This is a genomic window from Nostoc sp., assembly GCF_036917415.1.
Lineage (GTDB): Bacteria > Cyanobacteriota > Cyanobacteriia > Cyanobacteriales > Nostocaceae > Nostoc.
In genome coordinates this window covers 1-25,193 of sequence record NZ_JBALDJ010000065.1, presented here as the reverse complement: position 1 = coordinate 25,193, position 25,193 = coordinate 1, and the positions used below count along the sequence as shown (strand labels likewise).

The window sequence follows — 25,193 nt, the reverse complement described above, 5'->3', positions numbered from 1 at the left end:
TATCATTAAGAGCGCAGGGGGCAGGGGGAAAGAGGGTTTTAAGATTTTTGCATAGATGCCCGGAATAATAACTAATCAAGCGGACATGATATCAGTCAATGCTTCTGGACTTACAAGAGCGTTTTTGCTTAGGTGTTACTGAATTCAGTTATGAAAATGATTTTGCATGATTTCAAAACCTTTGTAGAGACTAGGAATTGCAACGTCTCTACAGCAAGATTTATATATCTAATCAGCAACGCCCTTTTTCTTTGTTACAGTCGAGCAATTATCTTGGCATTCTCTGGTAGCTTGGCGTCTCTTTGTCCAGCAGTACGCGCCCTAGCTGTGAACAAACCAATGGGAGTATTTAATAAATCTACAAGGGTGGCTTGACCAGCAATCGCCTTTTTAATATCTCTTGGTACTTCCTTCAATAACCAACGTGCCAAGCGATAGCCGTATTCTTTGGGTGTCATCTCTCGCATTAAATCTACACTGTACAGTTCGTGTAGATAGCGATTTGAGCGTCCATAACGCCGCCATTGACTTTGCAGTTCTTGAAGTGTAGCGCGGTGGCGGTGCTGAACGATCGCATTTGGGGCAAATTCCAAACGCCCGATGTTTTCTGCCAAAATCCGCCAACAAATATCGGCATCGCCACCAGTAGTCAGATAAGGACGAAATAAACCCACTTTTTCTAAGGCAATGTGTCGAATCGCCAAATTAGCTGTTTGACCATAGGGACGAAAGGAATGGTTAAGGGTATGCTTTTGCGATAAAGTTTCTTGACGGTCTGCGTGTTGTTCTAAAAGAGTTGTGCCTGGTAGTGCCAAAATTTCACCAGCAACAATTACCACTTCTTTATTGACAAAAGGCTGAATTAATGCATTTAACCATTGTGGTTGTGGGCGACAATCTGCATCGGTAAAAACGATAATTTCACCAGTAGCGGCGCGAATCCCGGTATTACGAGCAGCGTAAGAACTTTGAATTTGGGTTTCGCTCAAGGGGCGAATTGTAATTGGGCTATTTTCGGCAGATGTTTTCAGGATGCTGAGAGTGCGATCGCTACTATTATTGTCTACCAACAAATATTCTACCCGGTCTTTTGGGTAAGTTTGAGACAACAGACAATTGATTAACTCTGCTAAATCTGCCTCACCGTTATAAATAGGAACAACCACCGACACCATTGGTAAAAAGCTGGTGGCGGTGGTTGCATCAACTGGCTGATGATTCATAAATCTGAGATTTTGGAGATGGGATTACTAGCTAGTATTCCCAAATCAAAATCTTGGAACGGTAATATCAAGCAGTTTCTATAACTCCAAAAATCTGGATTTGGGAATATGTGAATACTTGGTAACAAATAACTCACCTAAAATTTCAAGTCACCAGCGCGGCTCATGGGTCGAGTCGGTTGATTTGCTGGCGGCTGGGCAAAGTTGTTATTTGATAGAATTGCGATCGCTCGAGCATATTGGGGATCGCTCTTAGTTCCGATTAAATCTGGATTAGAAGCCAATTGACGCTCTTGTGCCTCTGTCAAGTCTAGCTTGATATCTGGTGTAATTCCTTTGTGGTTAATATCCGTTCCCGCCGGGGTGTAGTAATGGGCAATGGTGACAGCCAAGCCGGAACCATCTGCGAGTTCATGAACTGACTGGACTAAGGCTTTACCAAAGGTTTGACCACCTACAACTACCGCCCGCTTATTATCCTTGAGCGCCCCTGTAAGGATTTCACTAGCACTAGCTGAATTACCATCCACTAAGACCGCCAAAGGACGATTTGTCAAAGCAGTACGATTAGCTTTAGTTTCCTCACTGCTGCCCACACGGTCTATTGTCTTGACAATTCCGCCGTTATCATACCACATCCGAGCAATTTCAATGCTCGCCTGCAACAAACCGCCAGGATTTCCCCGCAAATCTAAGACATAAGAATCAACTTTCTTAGTGTTTAAATCGCGGATGGCTCGTTGCATTTGGTCTGCGGCGTGGGCGCTAAATTCTCGCAAACGGATATAGCCAACGCGGCGGTTCCCTTCTTGTCTGAGGGTATAGCGTACTGTTGGTACTTCAATACTTGCCCTTGTCAGCTTCACATCAAAGGCATTTTGGCCTGCGCGTCCCACCCGTATCTTGATGGGAGTACCCGCTTTGCCACGTATTAGTTTAGAAGCATCATCCACTTTCATTTTAAGAGTGGATTTGCCGTCAATTGCCAAAATTTCATCGCCTGCTTTGATCCCAGCTTTCAGCGCCGGAGAATTTTCTATGGCTTCGACAACGGTGAGCCGTTGAGTTTTTTCGTTCACTTCCATCCGAACGCCGATACCAGAGACTTCCCCAGATGTTTGGCTAGTCAGAGCTTCAAACTGTTGGGGGTCCATGAACCGAGTGTAAGGATCTCCCAACTTTTGTAAAGCTTCGCGGATGGCAGTGTATGCTTCTTCGCGAGAAGAGTAGTCTTTGCTCAACAGGCTTTGCCTGGTTGCTTGCCAATCTTGTTGATTAAATTTACCATCAACATATTCATGATTTACCAGTTGCCAAACTTGGTCAACTATCACTTTTGGGCTGTCTTGTAGGGCTAGAGCAGCACGGACACCACGAGTCCAAGCGGGACCGAACACGGACATGGTAGCAGTTGTGGCGATCGCTCCACCAATCAAGGCTACTTGGAGCGGTGAGTAACTTTTCGCAGATTGGTTCATGTATACTTAGCTGGAATAATTGTGTTGTTGACAGTTTAGCAATCAGGCTTTCCAGAAATTTTTAAGTTTTTATACCCCAGAATCAACTATGCTTATTCATCATTTTTATCTTTCTAATGATGCCAAAAATGCTGCATTAGTTATTAACAATCATTTCTCACTTTGTTAGTCTTCTCCGGAAGGCTATACTGAGCGTGTGACACTTTAATTAGCGTCATGTTTGCATTTTAGATTACTTTTATAAGATAGCACTTTGCTCATTCAATTGCAGTATTGTTAGACAGCAGTAAAATCAGCTTTTCTTACTTAAGTCATGAAACGCAAATTTACCATCAAATCATTAATTTCTATTAAAAAAAAATCTGCTAATCTGTGGCAATTGTTACAAAAACTCAGTGGTGGATTGTATGTTATCCTGGGTGTTTGGCTGATTTTTACTACTATAACCTTAGTTTTTGCTTCTTCGCAGCCGATAGATGCCTTCTTTGTGCTAGGTGGCAGTATTCGTCGAGAAATTTATGTTGCTCAACAGGCAAAAGAATACCCACAAACCCCAATTTTAATTTCTCATGGTTCCCCAGATCCCTGTATACGGTTAATTTTTCAGGCGGAATTAGCAGAGTTACAAAACGTTTGGTTAGAAAACTGCGCGAATTCTACCTTTGAAAATTTTTATTATAGTATTCCAATTTTGCGCCGTTGGGGAGTGCATAAAGTCATGTTGATTACCTCGACAAGTCATTTACCCAGAGCTAAATGGATGGCACAAATTCTTTTAGGCGCTCATGGTATTTGGGTAGAGCCAGAAATTGTTCAAGAATTGGGTATTCCTGGTAATCATGAATCTTGGACTAAAACTGGATTAGATGTAACACGCAGCTTATTTTGGGCGATTTTAAGTCAAATTATTCAACCGCAGTGCTCAAATGTCACAAAGCTTACCGAAGTAGATATGCAAGCTTGGGAGCATCGAGGTTTTCATTGCGAACACCAAGGGGGGCTGAGGAGATAAGGGAGATGAGGATTTATCAGAGGACTATAATGCTACTCAGTTTTTGGTAGCATGATAACCGTGTCATCATGGTAATTATGGAAGTTGAAATAGTCAATTACCATTAGGAGGTAACAACAGATGAGAGTTCCAAAGTATAGACCTCCATCACATCCAGGTGAAATATTACTTAAAGATTTTCTAGAGCCAATGGGAATAACCCAAAGAGAACTTGCAGATGCACTTCACGTTCCTTATCAGCGAATAAATGAGCTTGTAAATCAAAAGCGAGGTATTACACCTAGTACGGCAATAAGGTTATCAAAATTTTTCGGAAATAGCTCAGAGTTTTGGTTAAACCTCCAACAAAATTGTGAACTTTACCACGTTCTCAAGGAAGAAGAAGAGGAACTAAAAAGTATTTTGCAGTTCCGAACCACGAAGTAGCGATCGCTTTAAAAATTAAGCAGCATATTTGCATAAAATAATTGCAATTGAGCAAAGGTGAAGAAAATCTTACTCTCCACCTCCGGGCTTGTTGTTAAACATCCCTTTTGCTAATTGCATCCAATGGAGAATCAATGCAAAAGTTCCCAATCTTGCAGCATCAAAATAGCATCTCTATACAAAGACAAATCCGCCTGGTTAACTTCTATTCCCTCTCCTATTCCTTGTAGAAGGGTGATTGTCAAATTTCCTCCCAAATGTTCGCGGAATTCCGTAAGCCCCCTAAATAGACAATGCGGATGGTCTAGTCGATCTAATTGCTCTGTCAGTGCCGATACGTACAAAGTAAAGCCTAATTTTTTGAGTGTAGTTAGAACCCTTTGCCACTCTGATTGCAAGAGTTGCCCTGTTAAATATGAATAGGTTGTATCTAAAGCGATGCCGATCGCTACAGCTTCCCCATGACGTAGGCTGTAATTAGTTAAATGCTCCAGTTTGTGAGCAGCCCAGTGTCCAAAATCTAAAGGACGCGATGAACCCATTTCAAAGGGATCGCCACTACCAGCAATATGCTCTAAATGCAACTGAGAACAACGATAGATTAACCTTTCCATTATGTCCATGTCTCGATTAGCCAATTTCTCGGCATTAGTCATAATGAAATCGAAGAAATCTGCATCTTTAATCAACGCTACTTTCACCGCTTCTGCAATACCCGATCGCCAATCTCGATCGTCGAGGCTAATAAGAAAATCAAAGTCATTCAAGACAGCATAAGGTGGCATGAATGTACCCAAAAAGTTTTTCTTACCGAAGGCATTGATTCCGTTTTTTACTCCTACACCCGAATCATTTTGCCCTAATACTGTTGTCGGTACTCGTAGCAGCCTAATTCCTCGGTGAGCCGTTGTTGCTGCGTATCCTGCCATGTCTAGGACGGCTCCACCTCCAATTGCTAAAACGTAGGAATGACGGCACAATCCAGCTGCATTGATCCGCTGATGAATTTGCTCTATAAATCTAGAATCGTTCTTGACTGCTTCTCCACCTGGAACTATTATCGGCTCACCGCTCAGTGTTAGTACATCTTGATAACATTGAGCATAGACTGATAATTTTTTTAACAGCCCATCTTGATACTGTAAAAATCCTCCATCTACCACCGCCAATACTTGTTTTGGGGTTGTCTCTCCATCTGCTGCGATCGCTTGTGCGAGTAAAGGATTATCTAACTGAAACAGACCTCTAGTGAAGTGAACATCATAATTGAAGGTAACACGGACGCATTGGTTAATTGGTTGCAGATTCAGAGCGCTTTCTTGTTGAATAATCATTTGAATATTATTGTTTTTAAGTAACTGTAAATATATCTACTACCGCAAGTTAAAATCGCCCTCAAAATAGGCATAATAAATTAATTGAGTAATTCAAACTTGAAATGAATTACTAAATAAATCTATTTACTCAATTAATCATAGTTTTGAAGTGTCTTTGCCTAGCGATAAAGTTAAAATAACATTCATTAATGTATATGTTTTATTACTGCCTATATTTCATATCTGAGGTTTGTAATGGAGATCGTTATTACATAAAATTCTAATTTTTTTCCGTAAGATAATTTTAGGATTTATCTAATTAAAATGGTATCTTTACAGTATCTTCTTTAAAGTCAGGATATTTTTATAGATTCAGTTAAGTTATGATCTCAGTAGTATATTATCTAACTGCCTCAAACCCCAAAAATCAAGTTTAGTGGTATATTTTATACTTGGTTGTCACAAAAAAGTTGGGCAACTTATCCTGAATTTATCATGAGTAAAGTAAACCAATTACTGCATCACTGGCTGTTAAAGTCTGTTTCAGAGAAAGCTTTTACTTGGTTGTCACAAAAGCAGGCACAGATTGCGAGCGGCGCTGCTGAGAGAGTGTTTTTTACGGCTTTTAGTGCTGTGCCGCGTTATCTAGGTAAACAGGATTTGCAGCTAACATTCCAGGACTTGGAAGCAGCAGAGGATGTGATTCCCGGCTGGTATCCTGGTCATTGGAGTGTAGAGCAGGCAGGTCGCACACTCTTGCTTTTAGCATTGCCCCACGATGATCCCCAGGGCTATGTGCGATCGCTCGATCGAGTCTTCTCCACTGCCGATATGGGGGAGTTGGTTGTGCTTTATCAAAGTTTGCCGTTATTACCACACCCAGAGTTACATCGCCATCGTACTGCTGAGGGAATTCGCAGCAATATGAGCAATGTATTCCAAGCCATAGCACTACGTAACCCTTATCCAGCGAATTATTTAGATAATGCTGCTTGGAATCAGATGGTGCTGAAGGCTGTGTTTGTCAGCAGTCCGTTACATCTAATTTGGGGTCTAGATCGGCGTGCTAACCCTGAATTGGCGAGGATGTTGGCAGACTATGCCCATGAACGTTGGGCAGCTAAACGCACAGTTACGCCAGAACTTTGGCGACCTGTAGGACGGTTTGCTGATAGCGCAATCATCACAGATTTGGAAAAAGTACTGGTTAATGGAACTATAGACGAACAAGAAGCAGCAGCCTTAGCTTGTGCTGAGTCTCCTTTACCCCAAGCGCAAGCATTACTTTCTCATTACCCAGATTTACAGTCATCCATTCAACAAGGTAATCTGACTTGGAGCAGTTTTAGCCGCAAATGAAGGGAGTGGGGACTGGGGACTGGGGAAGAACCAAGGGAGCAGGGAGCAAAGGAGAAGAGTTTTAGAGTACCCTGCCCCTCTGTCTCTTTTCAATCCCCTATGCCCAATTCCCAATGCCCAATGCCCAATGCCCAATGCCCAATTCCCAATTCCCAATCATTAAAACCATGATGTTCATCGATCCTCACATTCATATGTGTTCCCGTACTACTTACGATTACTTAGTAATGCGGGAATATGGAATTGTCGCCGTTATTGAACCAGCCTTTTGGTTAGGACAACCCCGAACTAACGCTGGCTCATTTAAAGACTATTTCAGTAGTCTTGTGGGCTGGGAACGATTTCGTGCTAGTCAGTTTGGCATCCAACACTATTGCACAATCGGCCTAAATCCGAAAGAAGCTAATAATGAGGCGCTAGCAACTGAAGTTATGGAACTGCTACCACTTTATGCGTGTAAAGAGGGAGTTGTTGCTATTGGTGAAATTGGCTATGACGATATGACAGAAGCAGAAGATAAGTATTTTTGTCAACAGTTAGAATTAGCCAAAGAACTCGATAGTTTGGTACTAATTCATACTCCTCACCGTAACAAGAAGGCGGGTGCTAGTCGGAGTATGGATCGCTGTATTGAATATGGCTTAGATCCTTCACAAGTAGTTATCGATCACAACAATGAAGAAACTGTTGAAGAAGTATTAGGACGGGGTTTTTGGGCGGCTTTTACGATTTACCCACAGACGAAGATGGGTAACGCCAGAATGGTTGAAGTTGTTCGTAAGTATGGACGGGATCGCATCATTGTAGATAGTAGTGCTGATTGGGGTATTAGCGATCCTTTGGCAGTCCCAAAAACGGCTCAGTTGATGTTAGATAGGGGTATTCCTGAAGAACATGTGCGAACCGTTTGTTATGAAAACGCCCTAGCTGCTTACAGTCAAACTGGGCAGATGAAAGCGTCAGACTGGCTCAATCCCCAATCTGTCGATCAGCGTCAGTTGTTCAGTGGTAATTCTGTGCTACGGGGACAAGAGCCAGGAATCAAATCAGTTTCAGATTATGTGTTGATTGAGTAGAAAATTGGGGAGAGACGCGATTAATCGCGTCTGTACTGAGGAGTGAGAAAAAGGAATTGCATAAATATCTGATTCATCTGCAATATGCAGTTTATTTTGAGAAATTACTAGGCATGGAGGCAGATAAGTGAATGTTGCAAGCTTAAATTTTCAAGGCTGGCGGGGTTATCTGGAATTGATGCGTCCTGCTAATATTGTTACTGCTTGGGCAGATATTCTTGTTGGTTTTGCTGCTTCTGGCTCTGGAATAATTTTTACTAAATTAATTAATGGCGAAGCAACTTTTGCCATACTAATTCCATTAGCTTGGTTGTTATTAGCTACAACTGGTTTATACGGCGGTGGCATAGTTTTTAATGATGTTTTCGATGCCGAATTAGATGCAAAAGAGCGACCAAATAGAGCAATTCCCAGTGGTCGCGTATCTCGTCAAAATGCTACTTTATTGGGGAGTATACTATTTGTAATCGGGATTATAGCTGCTTTTCAAGTATCGTTGTTGAGTGCTGCGATCGCTATTTTTATCGCTCTTTCATGCCTCCTCTATAACTCACTCGCCAAACATCATCCTTTTTTTGGCCCTTTAAATATGGGTTTGTGCCGTGGCAGTAACTTATTATTAGGTGTAAGTGCTGTACCAGAAATTATTGGAGAACGTTGGTATTTAGCGCTGATTCCTGTTCTTTATATTGCTGCTATCACTGCAATTAGTCAGGGTGAAGTTCACGGAGGTAAGAAGATTACGGGAGTAGTCGCGCTACTGCTAATTGCAATAGTTTTGACGGCAGTTTTAGCTTTAGGATTATTAGAAGAGTATACAGCGATCGCAGCCCTACCATTCGCTATTTTATTAGCTATCCGAATCTTGCCTAACTTTATCAAAGCTGTGCGGGAACCGATAGCTGAAAATATCCGAAATGCTGTGAAAATAGGCGTTTTATCTCTGATAGTCTTAGATGCAACTGTTGCATCTGGTTTTGCTGGTTTGTATTACGGTTTATTAGTTTTAATCTTGCTACCAATTTCGATGAAGTTAGCAAAAGTCTTTGCTGTTACTTAAATTTGAATGTGTACACCCAGTAATACGATTAATCGGCTGTAAGGGCGCATAGATGTTATTGGTGTCAACTTAAAGTAAAAGTTAGGTAAGAGAAAGCGTTCTAGAGTTGCCCTCACCCCCAGCCCCTCTCCCAAATTTGGAGAGGATCTGGGGGTGAGGACAAAACTCATGCAGTCAGGAGATTTCAGCTTAAGTTGACACCAATGCATAGATGTGATTCCCTACCCATAAATATGTAGCAAGTATTTTGTGAAACTTAAGCCAAAGAAAACAGATTACATATACAAGGAATAGAGCTAGAAAATGAAAATTACAAACAACAATAGTTTTCACTTAACTTATTGCAGCAATATTCATCCTGGTGAAAGTTGGCTAGAGGTTTTCACCAATTTAGAAAACTATATTCCCAAACTCAAATCACGTTTATCGCCTAGAGAACCTTTTGGTATTGGCTTGAGATTAGCAGATGTTGCCGCCAAACAACTTTTAGAAAGTAATAACTTAGCTCAATTCCAAGCTTGGCTGACTCAAGAAGATTTATATGTTTTCACCTTAAACGGATTCCCTTATGGCGGATTCCATCGACAGGTGGTAAAAGACCAAGTTTATGCACCAGATTGGTCTACACAAGAACGGGTTAATTATACATTAAACTTAGCAAAAATTTTAGCTGCTCTGTTACCCGAAGGACTTGATGGCGGAATTTCTACACTACCATTATCCTATAAACCTTGGTGGGTAAAAGACCAAGCAACTTTCGAGACAGTTGTGAAAAAGAGTTGTTTGAATATAGCATCAGTTGTTGTAGAAATGATTCGCATCAGCGAAGAAACAGGCAAGATACTTCATATTGATTTAGAACCTGAGCCTGATGGTTTAATTGAAAATACTTCAGAAGTAATTGACTTTTATCAAAATTGGTTATTGCCAATAGGTGGTAGTTATTTATCAGAAAAATTAAATATAGAGCAGGATTTAGCAGAAACTAAATTGCTAGAACACATTCGGGTTTGCTATGACACCTGCCATTTTTCAGTTGAATATGAGCAGCCACAATCTGTATTTACGCGTTTGCAATCGGCAGGAATTAAGATTGGTAAAATTCAAATCAGCGCTGCAATTAAAGTAAAAATACCTGCTGAGGTTGAGAAGCGTAGTTTAATAGTTGAACGCTTACGTCCTTTTGCAGAATCTACCTATCTTCATCAGGTAATAGAACGTCGTAGCGATGGTACACTCCATCACTATGCTGACTTAATAACTGCATTACCACATTTAGAGCAATCTCTCGCTGAAGAATGGCGCACTCACTTTCATGTCCCAATTTTTATTCATGATTATCAAATTTTGCAATCTACCCAAGATGACATTGCTACTGTTTTGCATCTACTTCAGACAAACGATGCTTGCTCTCATTTAGAAATTGAGACTTACACTTGGGATGTATTGCCATCAGAAATGAAGATAGATTTGCTGACTTCTATTCAGCGTGAATATGAGTGGGTATTAAAAGAATTTGCTGCAAATTAAGAAGGGACTAAGTTTATGAAAAAAACAGTTATTCTAAATGTTGTGGGATTAACGCCCAGCTTACTAGGAGAAAATACGCCGTTTTTATCTTCTTGGGCTGCGAAAGGGCAAGTCATCCCGATTGCAACAGTTTTACCTGCTGTAACTTGTTCTGTTCAAGCTACTTATTTAACAGGAAAATTGCCTAACGAACATGGAATTGTTGCTAATGGTTGGTATTTCCGCGATGAATGCGAAGTGAAGTTTTGGCGACAATCTAATAAACTTGTACAGGCTCCCAAAGTTTGGGAAATAGCTAAATCAATCGATCCAAACTTCACTTGTGCCAACCTTTTTTGGTGGTACAATATGTACTCTACAGCAGATTATGCGATTACGCCGCGTCCGATGTATCCCGCAGATGGGCGAAAATTACCTGATATTTATACCCATCCTAGTGATGTGCGATCGCAAATTCAATCTGATTTAGGAAATTTCCCTCTGTTCGATTTCTGGGGGCCAAAAACTACCATTAATTCTAGTCAATGGATTGCCAATTCTGCAAAATGGATTGAGGAACGTTACAGCCCGACATTATCATTAGTTTATCTACCACATTTAGATTACTGTCTGCAAAAATTTGGTAACAATCAAACACAGATTAAAGCAGATTTGCGAGAAATTGATACTGTTTGTGGCGATTTAATTGAATATTTTCAAGCACGTAATACTCAGGTAATTATTCTTTCTGAGTATGGTATTACGCAAGTTTCTAAAGCTGTGGATTTGAACCGCGTATTACGGGAAAATGGTTTAATTGCTGTGCGAGAAGAATTAGGGCGAGAACTGCTCGATTTTGGTGCTAGCATTGCCTTTGCCGTTGCCGATCATCAAATTGCTCATGTATATGTGAACGATCCGGCATATATCCCGAAAGTACGATCGCTTTTAGAAGCGACTGAAGGCGTAGCGCAGGTATTGGATGAAGAGGGTAAGCAAACCTACCATCTCGATCATCCTAGATCGGGAGAGTTGGTGGCGATCGCCGGGTCTGACGCTTGGTTTACCTATTATTATTGGCTCGATGATGCAAAAGCGCCTGATTTTGCTAGAACAGTAGATATCCACCGCAAACCTGGTTACGATCCTGTAGAACTTTTCCTCGATCCGCAAATAAAATTCCCCCAAGGAAAAATTGCTCTCAAGTTACTTAAAAAACAACTGGGTTTTCGCTACCTCATGGATGTAATTCCTCTGGATGCTTCTCTGGTGCGTGGTTCTCACGGTAACATCACCACTTCTCCATCTGAAGGGCCTCTATTTATCACCCATCAAACTCACCTGGTTGATGAACATCAAATTGAGGCAACAGATGTTTGCTCGTTGATTCTCAAACATTTACATACCTGAAAGGCAGTAGAGAAGCAATATATCGCCTCTCTACATCCTACACATTCATTGGTAGGGGCACACAGCTAGTTGTGCATCCCTACAGCCGATTCGTTTGTTGCAAATCCTATTACTCCCAAAAATACAAAATTATTATCTTGTAATTCATAATCATATCGAGTATGATTTTTATATAAACTCGTTATGACTATGAATTAGTTAGCTCTGTCAGTGGATATCCGTTTATCTACTGATTAAAATCTACTGTGGCCAATCTGAGTAACTTAATGGAGAGCTTCTTAACCCATGACTGAACCCCAAAAATTGACAACTGCTGACGGTATTCCTGTTGCTGATAACCAGAACTCGCTCACGGCTGGAGCGCGCGGGCCTTTATTAATACAAGATTTTCATCTCTTAGAAAAGCTGGCTCATTTCAACAGAGAACGTATTCCTGAAAGAGTTGTCCACGCTAAAGGTGCGGCTGCTCACGGTACTTTTACTATTACCAATGACATCACTCGCTACAGTAAAGCCAAACTTTTTTCTGAAATTGGCAAGAAAACAGAAGTTCTCCTGCGCTTTTCTACCGTTGGAGGAGAAAAAGGTTCAGCAGATGCCGAGCGCGACCCTAGAGGCTTTGCCATCAAGTTCTACACTGAAGAAGGCAACTGGGATCTTACAGGCAACAATACCCCTATTTTCTTCATCCGCGACCCACTGAAGTTTCCTGATTTTATCCATACCCAAAAGCGCAATCCCCAAACTAATTGCAAAGACCATAATGCAAGATGGGATTTTTGGTCACTTAGTCCAGAATCGCTTCATCAAGTGACAATCCTGTTTTCAGACAGGGGAATACCGAAAACCTTTCGGCACATGGACGGCTTCGGTAGCCACACCTTCAGTTTGATTAATGCTGAGGGCGATCGCGTCTGGTGCAAATTTCACTTTAAGACTCTGCAAGGACATCAAACCTTGACTGAGGAAGAATCGGCTAAGATTAAGGGCGAAGATCCCGATCATGCAACTCACGATCTGTTTGAAGCGATCGCTCAAGGAGATTATCCTAAGTGGCGGATGTGTATTCAGGTAATGACAGAGGAGCAAGCAGCCAAACATCCAGATAATCCCTTTGACTTGACCAAAGTTTGGAAGCACTCAGATTATCCTTTAATTGAAGTCGGGATATTAGAGCTAAATCGGAACCCTGAGAATTATTTTGCTGAAGTTGAGCAAGCCGCTTTTAGCCCTAGTGCAGTGGTTCCGGGCGTTAGTTTCTCTCCAGACAAAATGCTGCAAGCTCGCATCTTTTCTTACCCAGATGCTCAACGGTATCGCTTGGGTGCTAACTATCAGCAACTACCCGTTAACCAGCCCAAATGTCCAGTGATGCATTATCAGCGAGATGGCTTTATGGCATTGGGGAACAACCACGGTAGCGCTCCTAACTATGAACCGAATAGTGCTGAGGGTACGCCTAAAGAAAATCCAGCTTATGCAGAACCACCTAATCATTTGGGCGATGTCACAGTCGATCGTTACAGTCATCGTGAAGGAAACGACGATTACACCCAAGCAGGTAATCTGTATCGGTTAATGACTCCTGAGCAGCAAGAGCGTCTTGCTCATAATATCGTTGGCAGTCTCTCTCAAGCGAGACAGGATGTCCAAATGCGCCAACTTTGCCACTTCTTCCGGGCAGATATTTCTTATGGTCGTCGTGTAGCTGAAGGATTGGGCATTTCAATCGATCCCTCAATGTTTTCTGCTACTGCTCAACTTGTAGGTAACTGGTAGCTTCGTAGTTTCGTAGGGTGTGTTATGCCGTAGGCTAACGCACCGAAAACCTGGATGGTGGGTTACGTACTTCAGCTAGATTCAGATCCCCGATTTCTTGAAGAAGTCGGGGATTTGATATAAATCAAATTCATTTGATTAACTTACAAAAACAATGGAGGTAATTAAACATGAAATTAACAGCAACAGAAAAAGGCTTATTAATTCCAAAAGAACTATTAGGAGAAAACCAAGAGTTTGAGATTATTCAAGAAAATGGAAAAATTATTATTACTAGCATCAAACAAACATCTTCTATTTGGGATTTAGGTTCAAATCCTGTGGAATGTGATGTAAAAGATGGTGCAATTAACCACGATCGCTATTTCTATAATCCATGAGAAGTATCTAATTTTTAGATGCCAGCTATATTTTAGCTCTGGAAATCAAAAATGAAGATGCTCATCAAAAAGTATTACAAAATTGGGCTACTTTAATAAAATCTAAACCTTTTTTAATCACAACAACATACATTTTTGATGAAGTTGTTACTTTTTTTAATAGTCGAAATCTTCATTATAAAGCAGTTGAAGTTGGTAATCGGTTATTGGAAAGTCCTGAAATAGAATTAATCGAAATTGAGCGAACTTTATTTAATCAGGGCTGGGAATATTTTCAAAAGTATAAAGATAAATCTTATTCTCTCACTGATTGTTTATCATTTATCGTTATGCAAGAACGAGAGATTGTTACAGCTTTAACTTTAGATAATCATTTTTATCAAGCTGGATTTCAAATTTTACCATCATAAATGAGTTCAGAGGCTCGTTAACGGAGAAAAAATACTCGTTAACGGAGATAAAAGCCTCGTCAACGGAGATAAAATACTCGTTAACGGAGCTAAAATACTCGTTGACGGAGCAAAAAGCCTCGTCAACGGAGATAAAATACTCGTTAACGGAGAAAAAATACTCGTTAACGGAGATAAAAGCCTCGTCAACGGAGATAAAAGCCTCGTTAACGGAGAAAAAATACTCGTCAACAGAGAAAAAATACTCGTTAACCGAGATAAAAGGCTCGTTAACGGAGTTCAAAGACTCATTTAGCAGATAAACAAAAAAATTTACAGTGATTGCGATCGCTCCCTTCGCAGAGCATATCCTAGAGAAGTAGTTCTAGGCGTTGCGATCGCATTATTTTGCTTCACTGCATTTGCGATCGCATTGTGTAATTAATTATGTTACCTAGTTATTAGACTGGGATTTGAATCCCAGGCGGGTAATGCAGCCGATGCAGATTACCTAAATTACTGAAACCAACGAGAGATAAAAGCAACCATTCTCCTGAATCAAGGTTGACGATTCCGCTGCAAGTCTTCCAGATTCTTACGAATGGTTATTGTATTGGGATGATTTGCCCCCAAGCTTTGTTCAGCAATCTTCACAGCTTCGATATACAAAGGTTCGGCTTCGCTGTACCTTTCCTGTGATTTGTAGAGTTTTGCCAAATTGTTCAGGCTAGTTGCCACATATCGGTGTTCATCCCCCAGCAGGCGTTTTTTCATCGCCAAAGCTTTGATATACAAAGGTTCGGCTTCGCTGTACCTTCCCTGTGAATAGTAGAGGAGTGCCAAATTGTTCAGGCTACTTGCCACATCTGAGTGTTCATCCCCCAGCAGGCGTTTTCTCATCGCCAAAGCTTCGATGCACAAAGGTTCGGCTTCGCTGTACCTTCCCTGAAATTCGTAGAGGACTGCCAAATTGTCCAGGCTAGTTGCCACATCGGGGTGTTCATCCCCCAGTAGGCGTTTTGTCATCGCCAAAGCTTCGATATATAAAGGTTCGGCTTCGCTGTACCTTTTCTGTGAATCGTAGAGTGCTGCCAAATTGTTCAGGCTGTCTGCCACATCTGGGTGTTCATCCCCCAGCAGGCGTTTTCTCATCGCCAAAGCTTGGATGCACAAAGGTTCGGCTTCGCTGTACCTTCCCTGTAATTCGTAGAGGAGTGCCAAATTGTCTAGGCTTTCTGCCACATCTGGGTGTTCATCCCCCAGCAGACGTTTTCTCATCGCCAAAGCTTCGATATACAAAGGTTCGGCATCGCTGTCCCTTCCCTGTGATTTGTAGAGTTTTGCCAAATTGTTCAGGCTAGTTGCCACATCGGGGTGTTCATTCCCCAGCAGGCGTTTTCTCATCGCCAAAGCTTGGATGCACAAAGGTTCGGCATCGCTGTACCTTCCCTGTGATTCGTAGAGGAGTGCCAAATTGTTCAGGCTAGTTGCCACATCGGGGTGTTCATCTCCAAAACGTTCTTTAGTAGCTAATAAACTTTGTTTACCCCAAGGCAAAGCTTGCTTATAGGCTCCTTGACCTGCGTAAAATCTAACCAAGCCCTCAAATGGTGAGATTAAATCCTCATCGCTTAACCAAGCTTGGTAAACTGTGACAACTTCCGCGAAGTGAGGGATGGACAGGATTGCTTGAGCAATTTCTATCAGTGTGGGTGTCTCAGGAATATCTTTTGCTACAGCTAGCATTGCTTGACAATAGCCGCGCTTAAGTTCGTTTGCTTCACCTAACTCTTCTAACTTCTGCTGCAATAATTCCCGAATGCGATCATGGATTTGGTAGGTGTCCTCTGCCAATTCTTGCAGCAAATAACGCTCAACTAAAACAGTGCAGTTAGCTTTAAAATCAAATTCCAAATGGCTAGCACTTGCTGCTGATTCTACCAAAGACCAAGGGATAGGAGCCAAAGCAAACAAACTCAACAGACAAGCCAATTTTTGCGCCTCTGGTTCTAAGCACTCCCAATTCAACTCAAAAGCTGCTGCTACACCAGACTCGCCTGCTGATGTTTGCTTTTGTAGCCGTGCGAGAATGTCTGCTAGCATCATACTCCTCCTCGATTTTGACTATGCCCCGCTATTTGGTAGAGTGCAATGGGTAAATAACCGATTAATTTACAAATTTCTTTTGCTGTTTCCGTCTTTTGTTGAACATATTCATCCCCCAATAGCTTTGTTAATAATTCTAAGGCTCCATCTTCTGACAATCCACCTAACGGCAATGATGGATATGCTAACCCTGTATTTAGACGAGTGGTAATCAACACCTTAAACCGAGAACCTTTGAGTGGTAGGTATGGTTTAATTTGCATCCAGTCTTTAATATCATCAAATATTAATAAAACTTTGCCTGCTTGCCAGTTCCGCCAGCAATAAGCAACTTGACCTACTAGGCTTAATCCATTCGGTGGATTAAAGTTAGGTAAATTCACAACTCCAAACTCTACTAACTGGGTTCCCAAATCAATACCTTGGGGATTTAACCAACAACACCCGCCAGAATAATCTGCCAAATATTTCTCTGAGTATTGAATAGCTAACTCTGTTTTACCCACGCCACCTTGCCCAGTCACATCGGTAATAGCCACAACATCATTTGCTTGTAATAGCTGATGCAATTGTTCTATTTGCTTATCCCTGCCAACAAACTTACGAGCTTGACTCTGTTGGATATTATGCGGGATATCAAACGGGTTGAAATGAGATTTTTCAATATCTCCATCCCAACTGCGGGAATAAAAATAAGTCGGCAGTTGTTTTTTATCTAAACTGCTAAATCGCTGCTTAACTGCCTCAGTAACTTCCCTCATATCCGGTGGAAAAGTCCCATTAGCTTCAGCAAAAGCCTCTCTCACCGCTTGAGAAAAGTATCCTGTTTTAGTTTCAGAATTTACCTTAGCTTGCTCTCCTTCCCGCGTAGCCAGTAACACAAATTGTTGACTATCTGTCCTTGGCTGTCCACTCAAAAAAGCTTTGCCACCTAAATGAGTTGGTCTTCCCTTGGACTCTAAAACATAATTGGCACAGGTATCAATAATACAAATATGATTCCGAATCTGAAATTTATCGGAACCCAAAAAAACCAATAAAGAATTCAAATCTAAATTCTGCCAATTCTGTTTATTTGTATCAGCACAAAACAACCGACGCTCTCGTTCTGAGGTAATCAAACCATGTCCCGCCCAAAAAATGTAGAGTAAATCCCCCGACTTTGGGGATAAAAAGTTAGTCACAATGTCGGAGATATTTTGCTCAGTTGCTAACTCTACACTTAACCCACATTCCCCAATTAACTGATGATTTTCTTCCAGCGCTGATAAACATAACCGGATATTCTCTCTCGGTACACCGCGCCGATGTAGCCAATCAGCAAATTTCAGCGCGTCATCAGCTGGCCCTCCACCCGTTACATTCCAAGCAGATTCATGGTACTTTTCAATACCCACAATTAACCCAAAAGTCTGCTCAGGTTTCGCCATCAACTGCATGATGATTTGGTTTCTCACCTCCTATGGAAAATGACCTAACCCCCTAATCTCCTAACCCCCTTCCCTAGCAGGGAATCTACGGTGTACACACTTGAATTACCCCCCTTAATCCCCCCTTATAAAGGGGGGAGATAAGAAATCTTGTTCCCTCCCCTTTATAAGGGGAGGGTTAGGGTGGGGTAAACCATTATGGCAACCTCGAAATAATCGCCTCCCAGGTTTTGGCATTTGTCCAATAAGCACCGTGAGAACGGGGAAATGGTTGTTTACTATCTACTACCACATCCTGCACTCGCTCAGGGAAAATTCTATTACCCACGTAACTGAGAAAATCCCGTAAATCGTAGATATTCAACCATTGAGGGAAATGCTCTGGCAATAACTGCCCATATTCTAAGCTGTAGAGGGCGTTAATCTCATATAAAAATGGTGCTTGGGAACCAACTGTTACCAATAATTCCACCTGAGATAACTGCTGCTGCACTAGCAAATCTACACAAGCGATACCTCCCAAACTATGGGCGATTAAAACCACTGGCGGTTCTGCTTCTTCGATTTGTTGCTGGATAAACGCCCTGATTTTTTCACCCCGCGTCTGATACAACAAAATATCACCAGGCATAGGCGAAATTTTATCAGTTAACTCCAGGCGGTTTCCTCTGACATAATTCGTTCCCATTGGCAATGCTAATTCAACAACTGGCTTTAATAACCAGCCACCCAATCCTAACTCCGCCTCTCCCAAAGCCAGAGTCAGCAATTCCACAACTTTATCGCGCAATTGGGCATCGGTGAGTATCAAAGGAAATTTTTCTTGCTGTTCGCTAATAAACATTGCTTGAGCGACAATTGCTCTAGCTATTGGTGCATAATATTCACTCAAATCAGATTCGGAAACTGTCAGCAATGCCTGATGATACGGTTCACTGTGGATAACATCTTCTCGTGCTGGCTCAAATACCTCTGCAATTCCCGCCTCTTGCAACTTAGCTTGCAGTTGAGATGCCGGAGTAAGACTCGCCACACGAGATTGTAAAACATCCCCTGGTTCTTCCCCAAAAGGATTTCCTGCCTCAATCGGTTTCAAAGACAACAGCCATAATTCATAAAGAGGGTCGCGGTATAATTGCCCCCACAATACAATATCTGCATTTTCTTCTCCTTGAGATAAAGCCAGTGTGGCATCTTCCAAGGGTACTGATGCCCGATTATCATTGAACTTTGCACCTAATTCACCCCAAAGACAAGGAGCAACTTTGATATCAGGACGTTGGGCGTGAATCTTTTGCTCAATTATCTCAAAGGTTTCGTTGTATTCTCGTTCTCTAATGCCTGTGCCATGTACAAATATTACAGTGGTCATTGTGATATGGGTGGCTAGCAATGCCTGGGTTGGGCTATGCCTACGCAAAGCTTTCCTCTGTATTATTCCTCACTACTTTCTCTGACACAAGTTGATTTCATTCACTTTGTTTATTAAAAACTTCTAAAATCTGTCGGCAAATCTGTTTAAGCTTCTCCTCGATTTCACCAGAAGGCGAAGATGCGCCAACAACACTCCAGTTTTCTACCGTAGAAAGTCGCCACGCTTCACCGCGATGATCGAATCCAGCTACCTCTACACCGATCGCACGGCGAGAATTATTGATGGGATCTTGATAAAATCGGATTTGAATTAAAATACTGCGACTTCGCCAAGATTTGCTAATACCAGGAAAGTGAAAGCCAATATCTATAGAATCTGGATCGACTAACTCCCTAGTTTCCGGGTCATTTTTCCAGGGTTTGAGATCGGATTTGGCATCAGGAAACTCGAATTTGAACAAATTAACTACCGTGGCAATGTTGCTGGCGAGTTCAAGGTTCGTTGCCTGTTCAGCTGCGTTCACTAAAAAACACTCCTATATTGCAATACAGTTCAGTTAAGCATTTCTTTCTTCTCTTCCTTTGCGTTCTTTGCGCCTTTGCGGTTCGTTAAAAAAATTACTTTGATAAAGAATTAAGCCTTAACTGAACCGTATTGTCCTATATTGCGTCGGCATCTTCGGGTATATGAAGAGAGAAAAACCGCCAGAAGGCTTATCTGATTGGTGTTTCAGCTTATCAATAGCTTTGAGATTTAGCAACTCTAAATCATATTTTCCTAACAATCCTCGTTACTAACAGAAGCCAAAAATCGCTTCTTATTGGGACTGGCTAACACCTATTAAGTAATTGTACTTAAAAATGCTTCAAAAGCGGATGAAACTCTGCTCTTTGAAGAAAATATCAATATTTTCTACAAAATCCTTGGCTGACAAGAACGATTAACTGCGCTAGCGATCTAAAATGACACTGTTAATCAGTAAACCAAAAGCAATTAAGTTCAATATATGGTGCGTCAACGCTCGATTTTTTCATTTTTCCTAGTACTATTGGCCACATTCCTGATTAGTTGTGGTGGCCCTGGTGTTGCGGTGGCACCTCCGACTTACACAGCAGTACAACTCGAAAAAATTCAGGCTTATGTTCCTGAAATTCAGGCTGTGCGCGATCGCTCACAAGAGTTGACAACCCTAATTAAAAGAGGTGATTGGATTAATGTGCGTAACTTTATACATGGGCCCATAACAGAAGCAAGGCTGAATCTGACTTATGTCACTTCCAACCTTCTACCCAAAGACCAACCCAAAGCACGTCAAATAACGCGAGATTTGTTTAACGACCTAGTTAAACTTGATAAAGCTACTAGTGCTGGCAATCCTCTAGTTGCCTTGAATCAATCCCAAGCGGCTTTTGCAGAGATTGACAAATTCTTCCAACTGCTTCCTAATACCAGCAGTGAATCAGAGGCAAGTTAAACCCAAGGTAAGATGAGCAAAGGGAGATGAGGAGGATGAGGGAGAGTAATTTTACTCTCCTTGTTCCCTCATCTCCCACATCTCCCCATCTTTGCCTCAAAACAGCAATGAGTCATGTAGTTATTATCGGTTGTGGCGTAGTTGGGGCTGCGATCGCATACCAACTGAGTCAAGTTAAAGGGCTAAAAATTACAGTTTGCGATCGCCAACCACCAGCACAAGCTTCCACAGGCGCTGCACTTGGCGTTTTGATGGGCGTAATCAGCCAAAAAATCAAAGGCAAAGCTTGGCAGATGCGGCAAACTAGCATCCAACGCTATGAAACCTTGATTCCTGAACTAGAAGCTTTAACAGGTCGCAAAATTCCTTTTAATCGTCAGGGAATTCTCATGCTTTTGTCTGATTCCTCTCTAGAAGGGATGTCAGCATGGGAAAAACTAGTAAAAATTCGCCACTCCCAAGGTTGGAATTTAGAAATTTGGGACACGGCTAAACTCCAGAGTATTTGTCCTCAAGTAGAATGCGAAAAAGTGACTGGCGCTGTCTATTCTCCCCAAGACCGCCAAATCGATCCAACTGCCCTCACCTTAGCTTTAGTTGAAGCTGCCCAGCAAAATGGTGTAACTTTCAAATTTGGCGTGACTGTTTTGGATGCCCCAAGCTCAACACCTGAATTTTGCGATTGCCTTGAGACTACAGAAGGAAAAATAGCCGCTGATTGGTTTGTAATTGCAGCAGGATTAGGTTCAACCCCACTAACGGCAAAATTAAATCAAATAATTGATATCCGCCCCGTACTTGGGCAAGCGTTGCAAATGTGTGTGGGGCATCCATTAGGTAATCCCGACTTCCAGCCAGCGATAACGGGTAACGATGTCCATGTTGTTCCTGTGGGCGGTGGAAATTATTGGGTAGGCGCAACAGTGGAATTTCCTAGCAATGGCGATCAGATACCGCCAAATCAAGAACTGCTGGAATCTGTTAGAAAACAAGCGATCGCATTTTGTCCAGAGTTAACCACAGCAACTATTCTCCGCACTTGGTCGGGGTTACGTCCCCGTCCTGAAGGTCGCCCAGCCCCAGTTATTGGTAAGCTACCAGGGTTTAGTAACGTCCTCCTAGCTACCGGACACTATCGCAACGGCGTTTTACTAGCACCCGCTACAGCTTATGCGATTCGTGAGATGATTATTTCTCAGGGAATGGGGAGTAGGGACTGGGGATTAAGGACTGGGGACTAGGGACTAGGGACTGAATTCTTCTTACCACTACTCAATTACCCAATCCCCAATACCCGATCCCCAGTACCCAATCCTCAATCCATAGGAATATAGCGTGTCAATAACAGAACATAAAATCAATGTAGATTCACTGGAATGGTTTTATCGGGAATCTTTACCAATCGGCAGAAGTGACTTAGCGCCTGTGTTGTTGCTACACGGCTTAGTTTCACAAAGTTACAGTTGGCGTTATATTATACCTGCTTTAGCAAATCAAGGTACAAGAGCGATCGCTCCAGATTGGATTGGTTACGGCTTTTCTGCCAAACCAGAAAAACGAGATTTTGCTTACACTCCCGATGCTTTTATCACAGCTTTAGAAGGATTTATTAAAGCCATAGAACTCGAACATTTTTCTTTAGTTGTCCAAGGCTTTTTAGGTTCTGTAGGACTACAATATGCTTTGCGTCACCCAGAACAAATTGCTAATTTAGCTATTTTAAATACACCAATTTCAACTGCTGCCAAATTACCCTGGAAAATTAAACAAATGGGTTTACCTTTAGCAGGTGAAGTCATGACCCAAGACCCCTTATTAGTCGATCGGACGCTAGAAGGTGGAAGCCGTTATCGCATAGGAGATAAGGATTTAGATGTTTATCGAAAACCATTTTTAACCGCTTCTTCGTCTGGTCGAAGTCTCTTAGCAAGTATTCGCAATTTACAGCTTGATTCAGCCATGACAGAAATACAAACTGGCTTTAAAGAATGGCAACAACCAATTCTGATTCAATGGGGTATGATTGACCCCTGGCTACCTGTAGACATTGCCGAAAACTTTGCCAAATCCGTACCAAATACCGAATTAATAAAACTTAATAACGTTGGACATTATCCTCAAGAACACTACCACGAGGCGATTTTAGAAGACCTTTTACCCTTTGTGCGTCGTAAAGATGCTCATTGACAATATAGCTCTGGCAAAAATCGATATTATAAAAATGAATGTCAGAATTCAGGAGTCAGAATTCAGAATAAATTAGTCGAAGATTCCAAATCACTACTGGATTGAAATATTCTTGATTATTAAGACTTCATCCTTTCACGGTTGGGAAATTATGAATTCTGACTCCTTTTTATTACCATTAAAAATGGCTCACAACCACAAGTAAAGGAGATTATGATTCATGGCTTATTCATGGTTTAAAGCCTTTCATATTGTCGGATTTGTAGTTTGGTTCGCTGGTTTATTCTACCTAGTACGTCTTTTTATCTATCACGTTGAAGCGAACCTTGAACCCGAACCAGCACAAACGATACTGAAAAATCAGTATCAAATTATGGAAAAGCGCCTTTACTATATCATCACTAACCCAGGAATGTTTGTGACGATCGCAATGGCCATCGGTTTATTAACCACTGAACCGGACGTTTTAAAAGAGGGTTGGTTGCATATCAAACTGCTGTTTGTGGCGATTTTAATTGGCTATCATCATTACTGCGCTCGGCTGATGAAGAAATTAGCAGTAGATGAGTGTCGTTGGAATAGTCAGCAATTACGTGCTTTAAATGAAGCGCCTACAGTTATGTTAGTGGCGATCGTTCTGCTGGCTGTGTTTAAGAATAATCTACCTACAGATATCGCTGCCTGGGCTATTTTTGCCATGATTATTTTGATGGCAGTCACTATTCAACTTTACGCCAAAAAACGTAGGCAGGATAAAGAAAAATTGACGGCACAGATCGGGCAACCACAAGAACAAAGTTAGACAAAGTAAGGTAGCACAGCTGTGCTATCTTACTAAATCTTGCATCACAACAACAAATGCTACCAATTAACCATTACCTCATCCTGAAAACGTTTTCAGTAAATCATCCCCAGGAATTACGGTAGTGTAAAAAGTATATTTGCGATTAGCGACATAACGTCGGTCTTGTTTAACAATCGCCATAAACTCTCTATGTCCCTCACGGGTACGTCCTACTAAACAACCCGCACTAGCAAGGCGAATATCATTCCTGGGGAAATCAAAGCCGTAGTGTTGATTCACATAAAAATCATCACCTGTATCAAGTTTGTCACCAGTCCGTTTAAAATCTTGGTTGAAATCTCTACAAACAGTTATATCTCCAACTTGCACTAACGCTTCGTGAGGCTCTGCTGTGCCGTGAGTACCAACAGCCCAAGCTTTGTATTGCCCAAACTGAATCCTAGCTGCTCCTTTGGAATTCATCGGATTATAAGTGTAGTACCTCCCTGGTTCTGTAGTCGCTTCCCAGTGATCTACGATTTTGGGAACGCCATTTACTACTTCAATCACAATCCGGCGATCGTTAAATTGATTGGGTGTGTCACTGTTGAGAGTCCAGTCTGCATCTATGCCCTCTACATAAACAATGTTGTATTCTTTGGGATTGGTAAATACCTGATAACCTTTGGATAGCATATATTTGACAATCTTACTAGCGATGTCATTGCCTAGTTTTAAGGGGGGTTTAGGAAGATCGTCTATTTTGGTTTCAATTAGTTTCTTGGCTGTGACTGCTCCTAAAAAGCCACTCTCTTCAGTCTTGGTTAATTCTTGAAATTTTTTGAGAGATATGACAGAAACAGGGCCAAATTTCCCATCGGCTGGAGGTTCTAGCAAACCTAAGCCGATTAACAATATCTGAATCTGACGAGCCAAGTCTGCATCTTCTGCGATCGCATCAAATGACCATCTCTCATCTTTTCCCAAAAAATCTTGTAATTTCATTATGCACCTGCTTTTATTTACTGAGTTCTAAGTATAAACATCATTTTAAAAACTGATGTCGTCTAAAACTATACTCTAACCTAAAATATGATGTCATCTGGAGTCTGCGATCGCACGCACATTGCCTGAATGCGATCCTTGATACAGGCTAGATTATTAATTAGCTCAATTTCTCTGCTGCGCGTCCAAGCAGCAACTCGTCGTCAGGCATCGCCTCTGTAAAACCCGAAATGACTAACAAAGAACTGCTGGAAATTATTGAACAAGCTGTCAGAGGCAAAGTGACACAATTAGACCTTTCTGGAAAACGCTTAACAACGCTGCCACCGGAATTTGGCCAACTCACCAACCTGCAAACCCTCTACCTCACCGATAATCAACTGAGCAGTCTGCCACCGGAATTTGGCCAACTCAC

The 25,193-nt window shown here is 41.7% G+C and carries 22 protein-coding genes and 1 pseudogene; 15 read left to right on the top strand and 8 right to left on the bottom strand.

Translation table 11 applies throughout. The features are described 5' to 3' along the window. Positions 1 to 254: 254 nt before the first annotated feature. Together V7K41_RS12725 and ctpB are read right to left on the bottom strand one after the other, a co-directional pair. Positions 255 to 1,223 (bottom strand): glycosyltransferase, encoded by a 969-nt coding sequence (locus tag V7K41_RS12725; RefSeq protein ID WP_334848599.1) that lies wholly within the window; start codon positions 1,221 to 1,223, stop codon positions 255 to 257. Between the two features lie 137 nt (positions 1,224 to 1,360). Further along, on the bottom strand, positions 1,361 to 2,701 hold the full coding sequence (gene ctpB / locus V7K41_RS12720) for a carboxyl-terminal processing protease CtpB (protein WP_334848598.1): 1,341 nt from the start codon (positions 2,699 to 2,701) through the stop codon (positions 1,361 to 1,363). A 313-nt stretch (positions 2,702 to 3,014) separates the two neighbouring features. On the opposite strand from ctpB, the gene V7K41_RS12715 reads away from it, so the two are divergent. Together V7K41_RS12715 and V7K41_RS12710 are read left to right on the top strand one after the other, a co-directional pair. After that, entirely contained in the window at positions 3,015 to 3,713 is a 699-nt protein-coding gene (locus tag V7K41_RS12715; protein WP_334848597.1) for a YdcF family protein, read from the top strand. 120 nt (positions 3,714 to 3,833) lie between these two features. Further along, the gene (locus V7K41_RS12710) at positions 3,834 to 4,139 is read left to right on the top strand and encodes a HigA family addiction module antitoxin (RefSeq protein ID WP_334848596.1); all 306 of its coding nucleotides are present in this window, start codon (positions 3,834 to 3,836) and stop codon (positions 4,137 to 4,139) included. Between the two features lie 131 nt (positions 4,140 to 4,270). On the opposite strand, the gene V7K41_RS12705 is transcribed toward V7K41_RS12710, so the two are convergent. Then, complete coding sequence (locus V7K41_RS12705; RefSeq protein ID WP_334848594.1) at positions 4,271 to 5,473, bottom strand: 3-dehydroquinate synthase; 1,203 nt, start codon at positions 5,471 to 5,473, stop codon at positions 4,271 to 4,273. Positions 5,474 to 5,950: 477 nt separating this feature from the next. Here V7K41_RS12705 and V7K41_RS12700 point away from each other — a divergent pair, with 477 nt between their 5' ends. From V7K41_RS12700 to V7K41_RS12665, 8 genes and pseudogenes are all read left to right on the top strand, one after another. Further along, the gene (locus tag V7K41_RS12700) at positions 5,951 to 6,814 is read left to right on the top strand and encodes an EboA family metabolite traffic protein (protein WP_334848593.1); all 864 of its coding nucleotides are present in this window, start codon (positions 5,951 to 5,953) and stop codon (positions 6,812 to 6,814) included. A 134-nt stretch (positions 6,815 to 6,948) separates the two neighbouring features. Continuing rightward, positions 6,949 to 7,890 (top strand): TatD family hydrolase, encoded by a 942-nt coding sequence (locus tag V7K41_RS12695; protein WP_334848591.1) that lies wholly within the window; start codon positions 6,949 to 6,951, stop codon positions 7,888 to 7,890. A 127-nt stretch (positions 7,891 to 8,017) separates the two neighbouring features. Further along, on the top strand, positions 8,018 to 8,950 hold the full coding sequence (eboC, locus tag V7K41_RS12690; protein ID WP_334848589.1) for a UbiA-like protein EboC: 933 nt from the start codon (positions 8,018 to 8,020) through the stop codon (positions 8,948 to 8,950). A 303-nt stretch (positions 8,951 to 9,253) separates the two neighbouring features. Further along, positions 9,254 to 10,480: a metabolite traffic protein EboE gene (gene eboE / locus V7K41_RS12685; RefSeq protein ID WP_334848587.1), complete on the top strand. Its 1,227-nt coding sequence runs from the start codon at positions 9,254 to 9,256 to the stop codon at positions 10,478 to 10,480. 15 nt (positions 10,481 to 10,495) lie between these two features. Further along, positions 10,496 to 11,869 (top strand): alkaline phosphatase family protein, encoded by a 1,374-nt coding sequence (locus V7K41_RS12680; protein WP_334848586.1) that lies wholly within the window; start codon positions 10,496 to 10,498, stop codon positions 11,867 to 11,869. 285 nt (positions 11,870 to 12,154) lie between these two features. After that, the gene (locus V7K41_RS12675; protein ID WP_334848584.1) at positions 12,155 to 13,648 is read left to right on the top strand and encodes a catalase; all 1,494 of its coding nucleotides are present in this window, start codon (positions 12,155 to 12,157) and stop codon (positions 13,646 to 13,648) included. A 170-nt stretch (positions 13,649 to 13,818) separates the two neighbouring features. Further along, positions 13,819 to 14,028: a hypothetical protein gene (locus V7K41_RS12670; RefSeq protein ID WP_334848582.1), complete on the top strand. Its 210-nt coding sequence runs from the start codon at positions 13,819 to 13,821 to the stop codon at positions 14,026 to 14,028. A gap of 23 nt (positions 14,029 to 14,051) precedes the next feature. Further along, positions 14,052 to 14,438: pseudogene (locus V7K41_RS12665) on the top strand (type II toxin-antitoxin system VapC family toxin); the annotation flags it as partial. Between the two features lie 537 nt (positions 14,439 to 14,975). Here V7K41_RS12665 and V7K41_RS12660 read toward each other — a convergent pair. From V7K41_RS12660 to V7K41_RS12645, 4 genes are all read right to left on the bottom strand, one after another. Beyond that, on the bottom strand, positions 14,976 to 16,520 hold the full coding sequence (locus tag V7K41_RS12660; protein ID WP_442943180.1) for a tetratricopeptide repeat protein: 1,545 nt from the start codon (positions 16,518 to 16,520) through the stop codon (positions 14,976 to 14,978). Next, complete coding sequence (locus V7K41_RS12655; RefSeq protein ID WP_334848578.1) at positions 16,520 to 17,980, bottom strand: NB-ARC domain-containing protein,Caspase domain-containing protein; 1,461 nt, start codon at positions 17,978 to 17,980, stop codon at positions 16,520 to 16,522. Before V7K41_RS12655 ends, V7K41_RS12660 begins: the two co-directional genes overlap by 1 nt. 169 nt (positions 17,981 to 18,149) lie before the next feature. Beyond that, entirely contained in the window at positions 18,150 to 19,325 is a 1,176-nt protein-coding gene (locus V7K41_RS12650; protein ID WP_334848576.1) for a hypothetical protein, read from the bottom strand. 97 nt (positions 19,326 to 19,422) lie between these two features. Beyond that, a complete protein-coding gene (locus V7K41_RS12645) occupies positions 19,423 to 19,851 on the bottom strand; it encodes a hypothetical protein (protein WP_334848575.1) in 429 nt (142 codons plus the stop codon). 483 nt (positions 19,852 to 20,334) lie between these two features. Between V7K41_RS12645 and psbQ the strand changes: the two genes are divergently transcribed. From psbQ to hemJ, 4 genes are all read left to right on the top strand, one after another. Beyond that, the gene (gene psbQ, locus V7K41_RS12640) at positions 20,335 to 20,802 is read left to right on the top strand and encodes a photosystem II protein PsbQ (RefSeq protein ID WP_334848573.1); all 468 of its coding nucleotides are present in this window, start codon (positions 20,335 to 20,337) and stop codon (positions 20,800 to 20,802) included. 107 nt (positions 20,803 to 20,909) lie between these two features. After that, the gene (locus tag V7K41_RS12635; protein ID WP_334848571.1) at positions 20,910 to 22,043 is read left to right on the top strand and encodes an NAD(P)/FAD-dependent oxidoreductase; all 1,134 of its coding nucleotides are present in this window, start codon (positions 20,910 to 20,912) and stop codon (positions 22,041 to 22,043) included. 94 nt (positions 22,044 to 22,137) lie between these two features. Next, positions 22,138 to 22,989, top strand: a complete 852-nt coding sequence (locus V7K41_RS12630; protein WP_334848569.1) for an alpha/beta fold hydrolase — start codon at positions 22,138 to 22,140, stop codon at positions 22,987 to 22,989. 220 nt (positions 22,990 to 23,209) lie between these two features. Then, positions 23,210 to 23,791 carry a protoporphyrinogen oxidase HemJ gene (gene hemJ / locus V7K41_RS12625; RefSeq protein WP_334848567.1) on the top strand — a complete coding sequence of 194 codons (582 nt, stop codon included), beginning with the start codon at positions 23,210 to 23,212 and terminating at the stop codon, positions 23,789 to 23,791. Between the two features lie 78 nt (positions 23,792 to 23,869). On the opposite strand, the gene V7K41_RS12620 is transcribed toward hemJ, so the two are convergent. Then, on the bottom strand, positions 23,870 to 24,778 hold the full coding sequence (locus V7K41_RS12620) for a peptidoglycan-binding protein (protein WP_334848565.1): 909 nt from the start codon (positions 24,776 to 24,778) through the stop codon (positions 23,870 to 23,872). Positions 24,779 to 25,008: 230 nt separating this feature from the next. Here V7K41_RS12620 and V7K41_RS12615 point away from each other — a divergent pair. After that, positions 25,009 to 25,193: leucine-rich repeat domain-containing protein (locus tag V7K41_RS12615; protein ID WP_334848563.1), on the top strand; the 185-nt coding region annotated here is incomplete at its 3' end.

Excerpts from the sequence above, each read along its gene's own strand:
- V7K41_RS12635 (WP_334848571.1), top strand. The coding sequence starts at position 20,910 with ATGAGTCATGTAGTTATTATCGGTTGTGGCGTAGTTGGGGCTGCGATC.
- V7K41_RS12675 (WP_334848584.1), top strand. The coding sequence starts at position 12,155 with ATGACTGAACCCCAAAAATTGACAACTGCTGACGGTATTCCTGTTGCT.
- V7K41_RS12700 (WP_334848593.1), top strand. The coding sequence starts at position 5,951 with ATGAGTAAAGTAAACCAATTACTGCATCACTGGCTGTTAAAGTCTGTT.
- V7K41_RS12695 (WP_334848591.1), top strand. The coding sequence starts at position 6,949 with ATGCCCAATTCCCAATTCCCAATCATTAAAACCATGATGTTCATCGAT.
- V7K41_RS12620 (WP_334848565.1), bottom strand. The coding sequence starts at position 24,778 with ATGAAATTACAAGATTTTTTGGGAAAAGATGAGAGATGGTCATTTGAT.
- V7K41_RS12660 (WP_442943180.1), bottom strand. The coding sequence starts at position 16,520 with ATGCTAGCAGACATTCTCGCACGGCTACAAAAGCAAACATCAGCAGGC.
- V7K41_RS12710 (WP_334848596.1), top strand. The coding sequence starts at position 3,834 with ATGAGAGTTCCAAAGTATAGACCTCCATCACATCCAGGTGAAATATTA.
- V7K41_RS12670 (WP_334848582.1), top strand. The coding sequence starts at position 13,819 with ATGAAATTAACAGCAACAGAAAAAGGCTTATTAATTCCAAAAGAACTA.
- hemJ (WP_334848567.1), top strand. The coding sequence starts at position 23,210 with ATGGCTTATTCATGGTTTAAAGCCTTTCATATTGTCGGATTTGTAGTT.
- V7K41_RS12725 (WP_334848599.1), bottom strand. The coding sequence starts at position 1,223 with ATGAATCATCAGCCAGTTGATGCAACCACCGCCACCAGCTTTTTACCA.
- V7K41_RS12680 (WP_334848586.1), top strand. The coding sequence starts at position 10,496 with ATGAAAAAAACAGTTATTCTAAATGTTGTGGGATTAACGCCCAGCTTA.
- ctpB (WP_334848598.1), bottom strand. The coding sequence starts at position 2,701 with ATGAACCAATCTGCGAAAAGTTACTCACCGCTCCAAGTAGCCTTGATT.
- psbQ (WP_334848573.1), top strand. The coding sequence starts at position 20,335 with ATGGTGCGTCAACGCTCGATTTTTTCATTTTTCCTAGTACTATTGGCC.
- eboE (WP_334848587.1), top strand. The coding sequence starts at position 9,254 with ATGAAAATTACAAACAACAATAGTTTTCACTTAACTTATTGCAGCAAT.
- V7K41_RS12715 (WP_334848597.1), top strand. The coding sequence starts at position 3,015 with ATGAAACGCAAATTTACCATCAAATCATTAATTTCTATTAAAAAAAAA.
- V7K41_RS12705 (WP_334848594.1), bottom strand. The coding sequence starts at position 5,473 with ATGATTATTCAACAAGAAAGCGCTCTGAATCTGCAACCAATTAACCAA.
- V7K41_RS12650 (WP_334848576.1), bottom strand. The coding sequence starts at position 19,325 with ATGACCACTGTAATATTTGTACATGGCACAGGCATTAGAGAACGAGAA.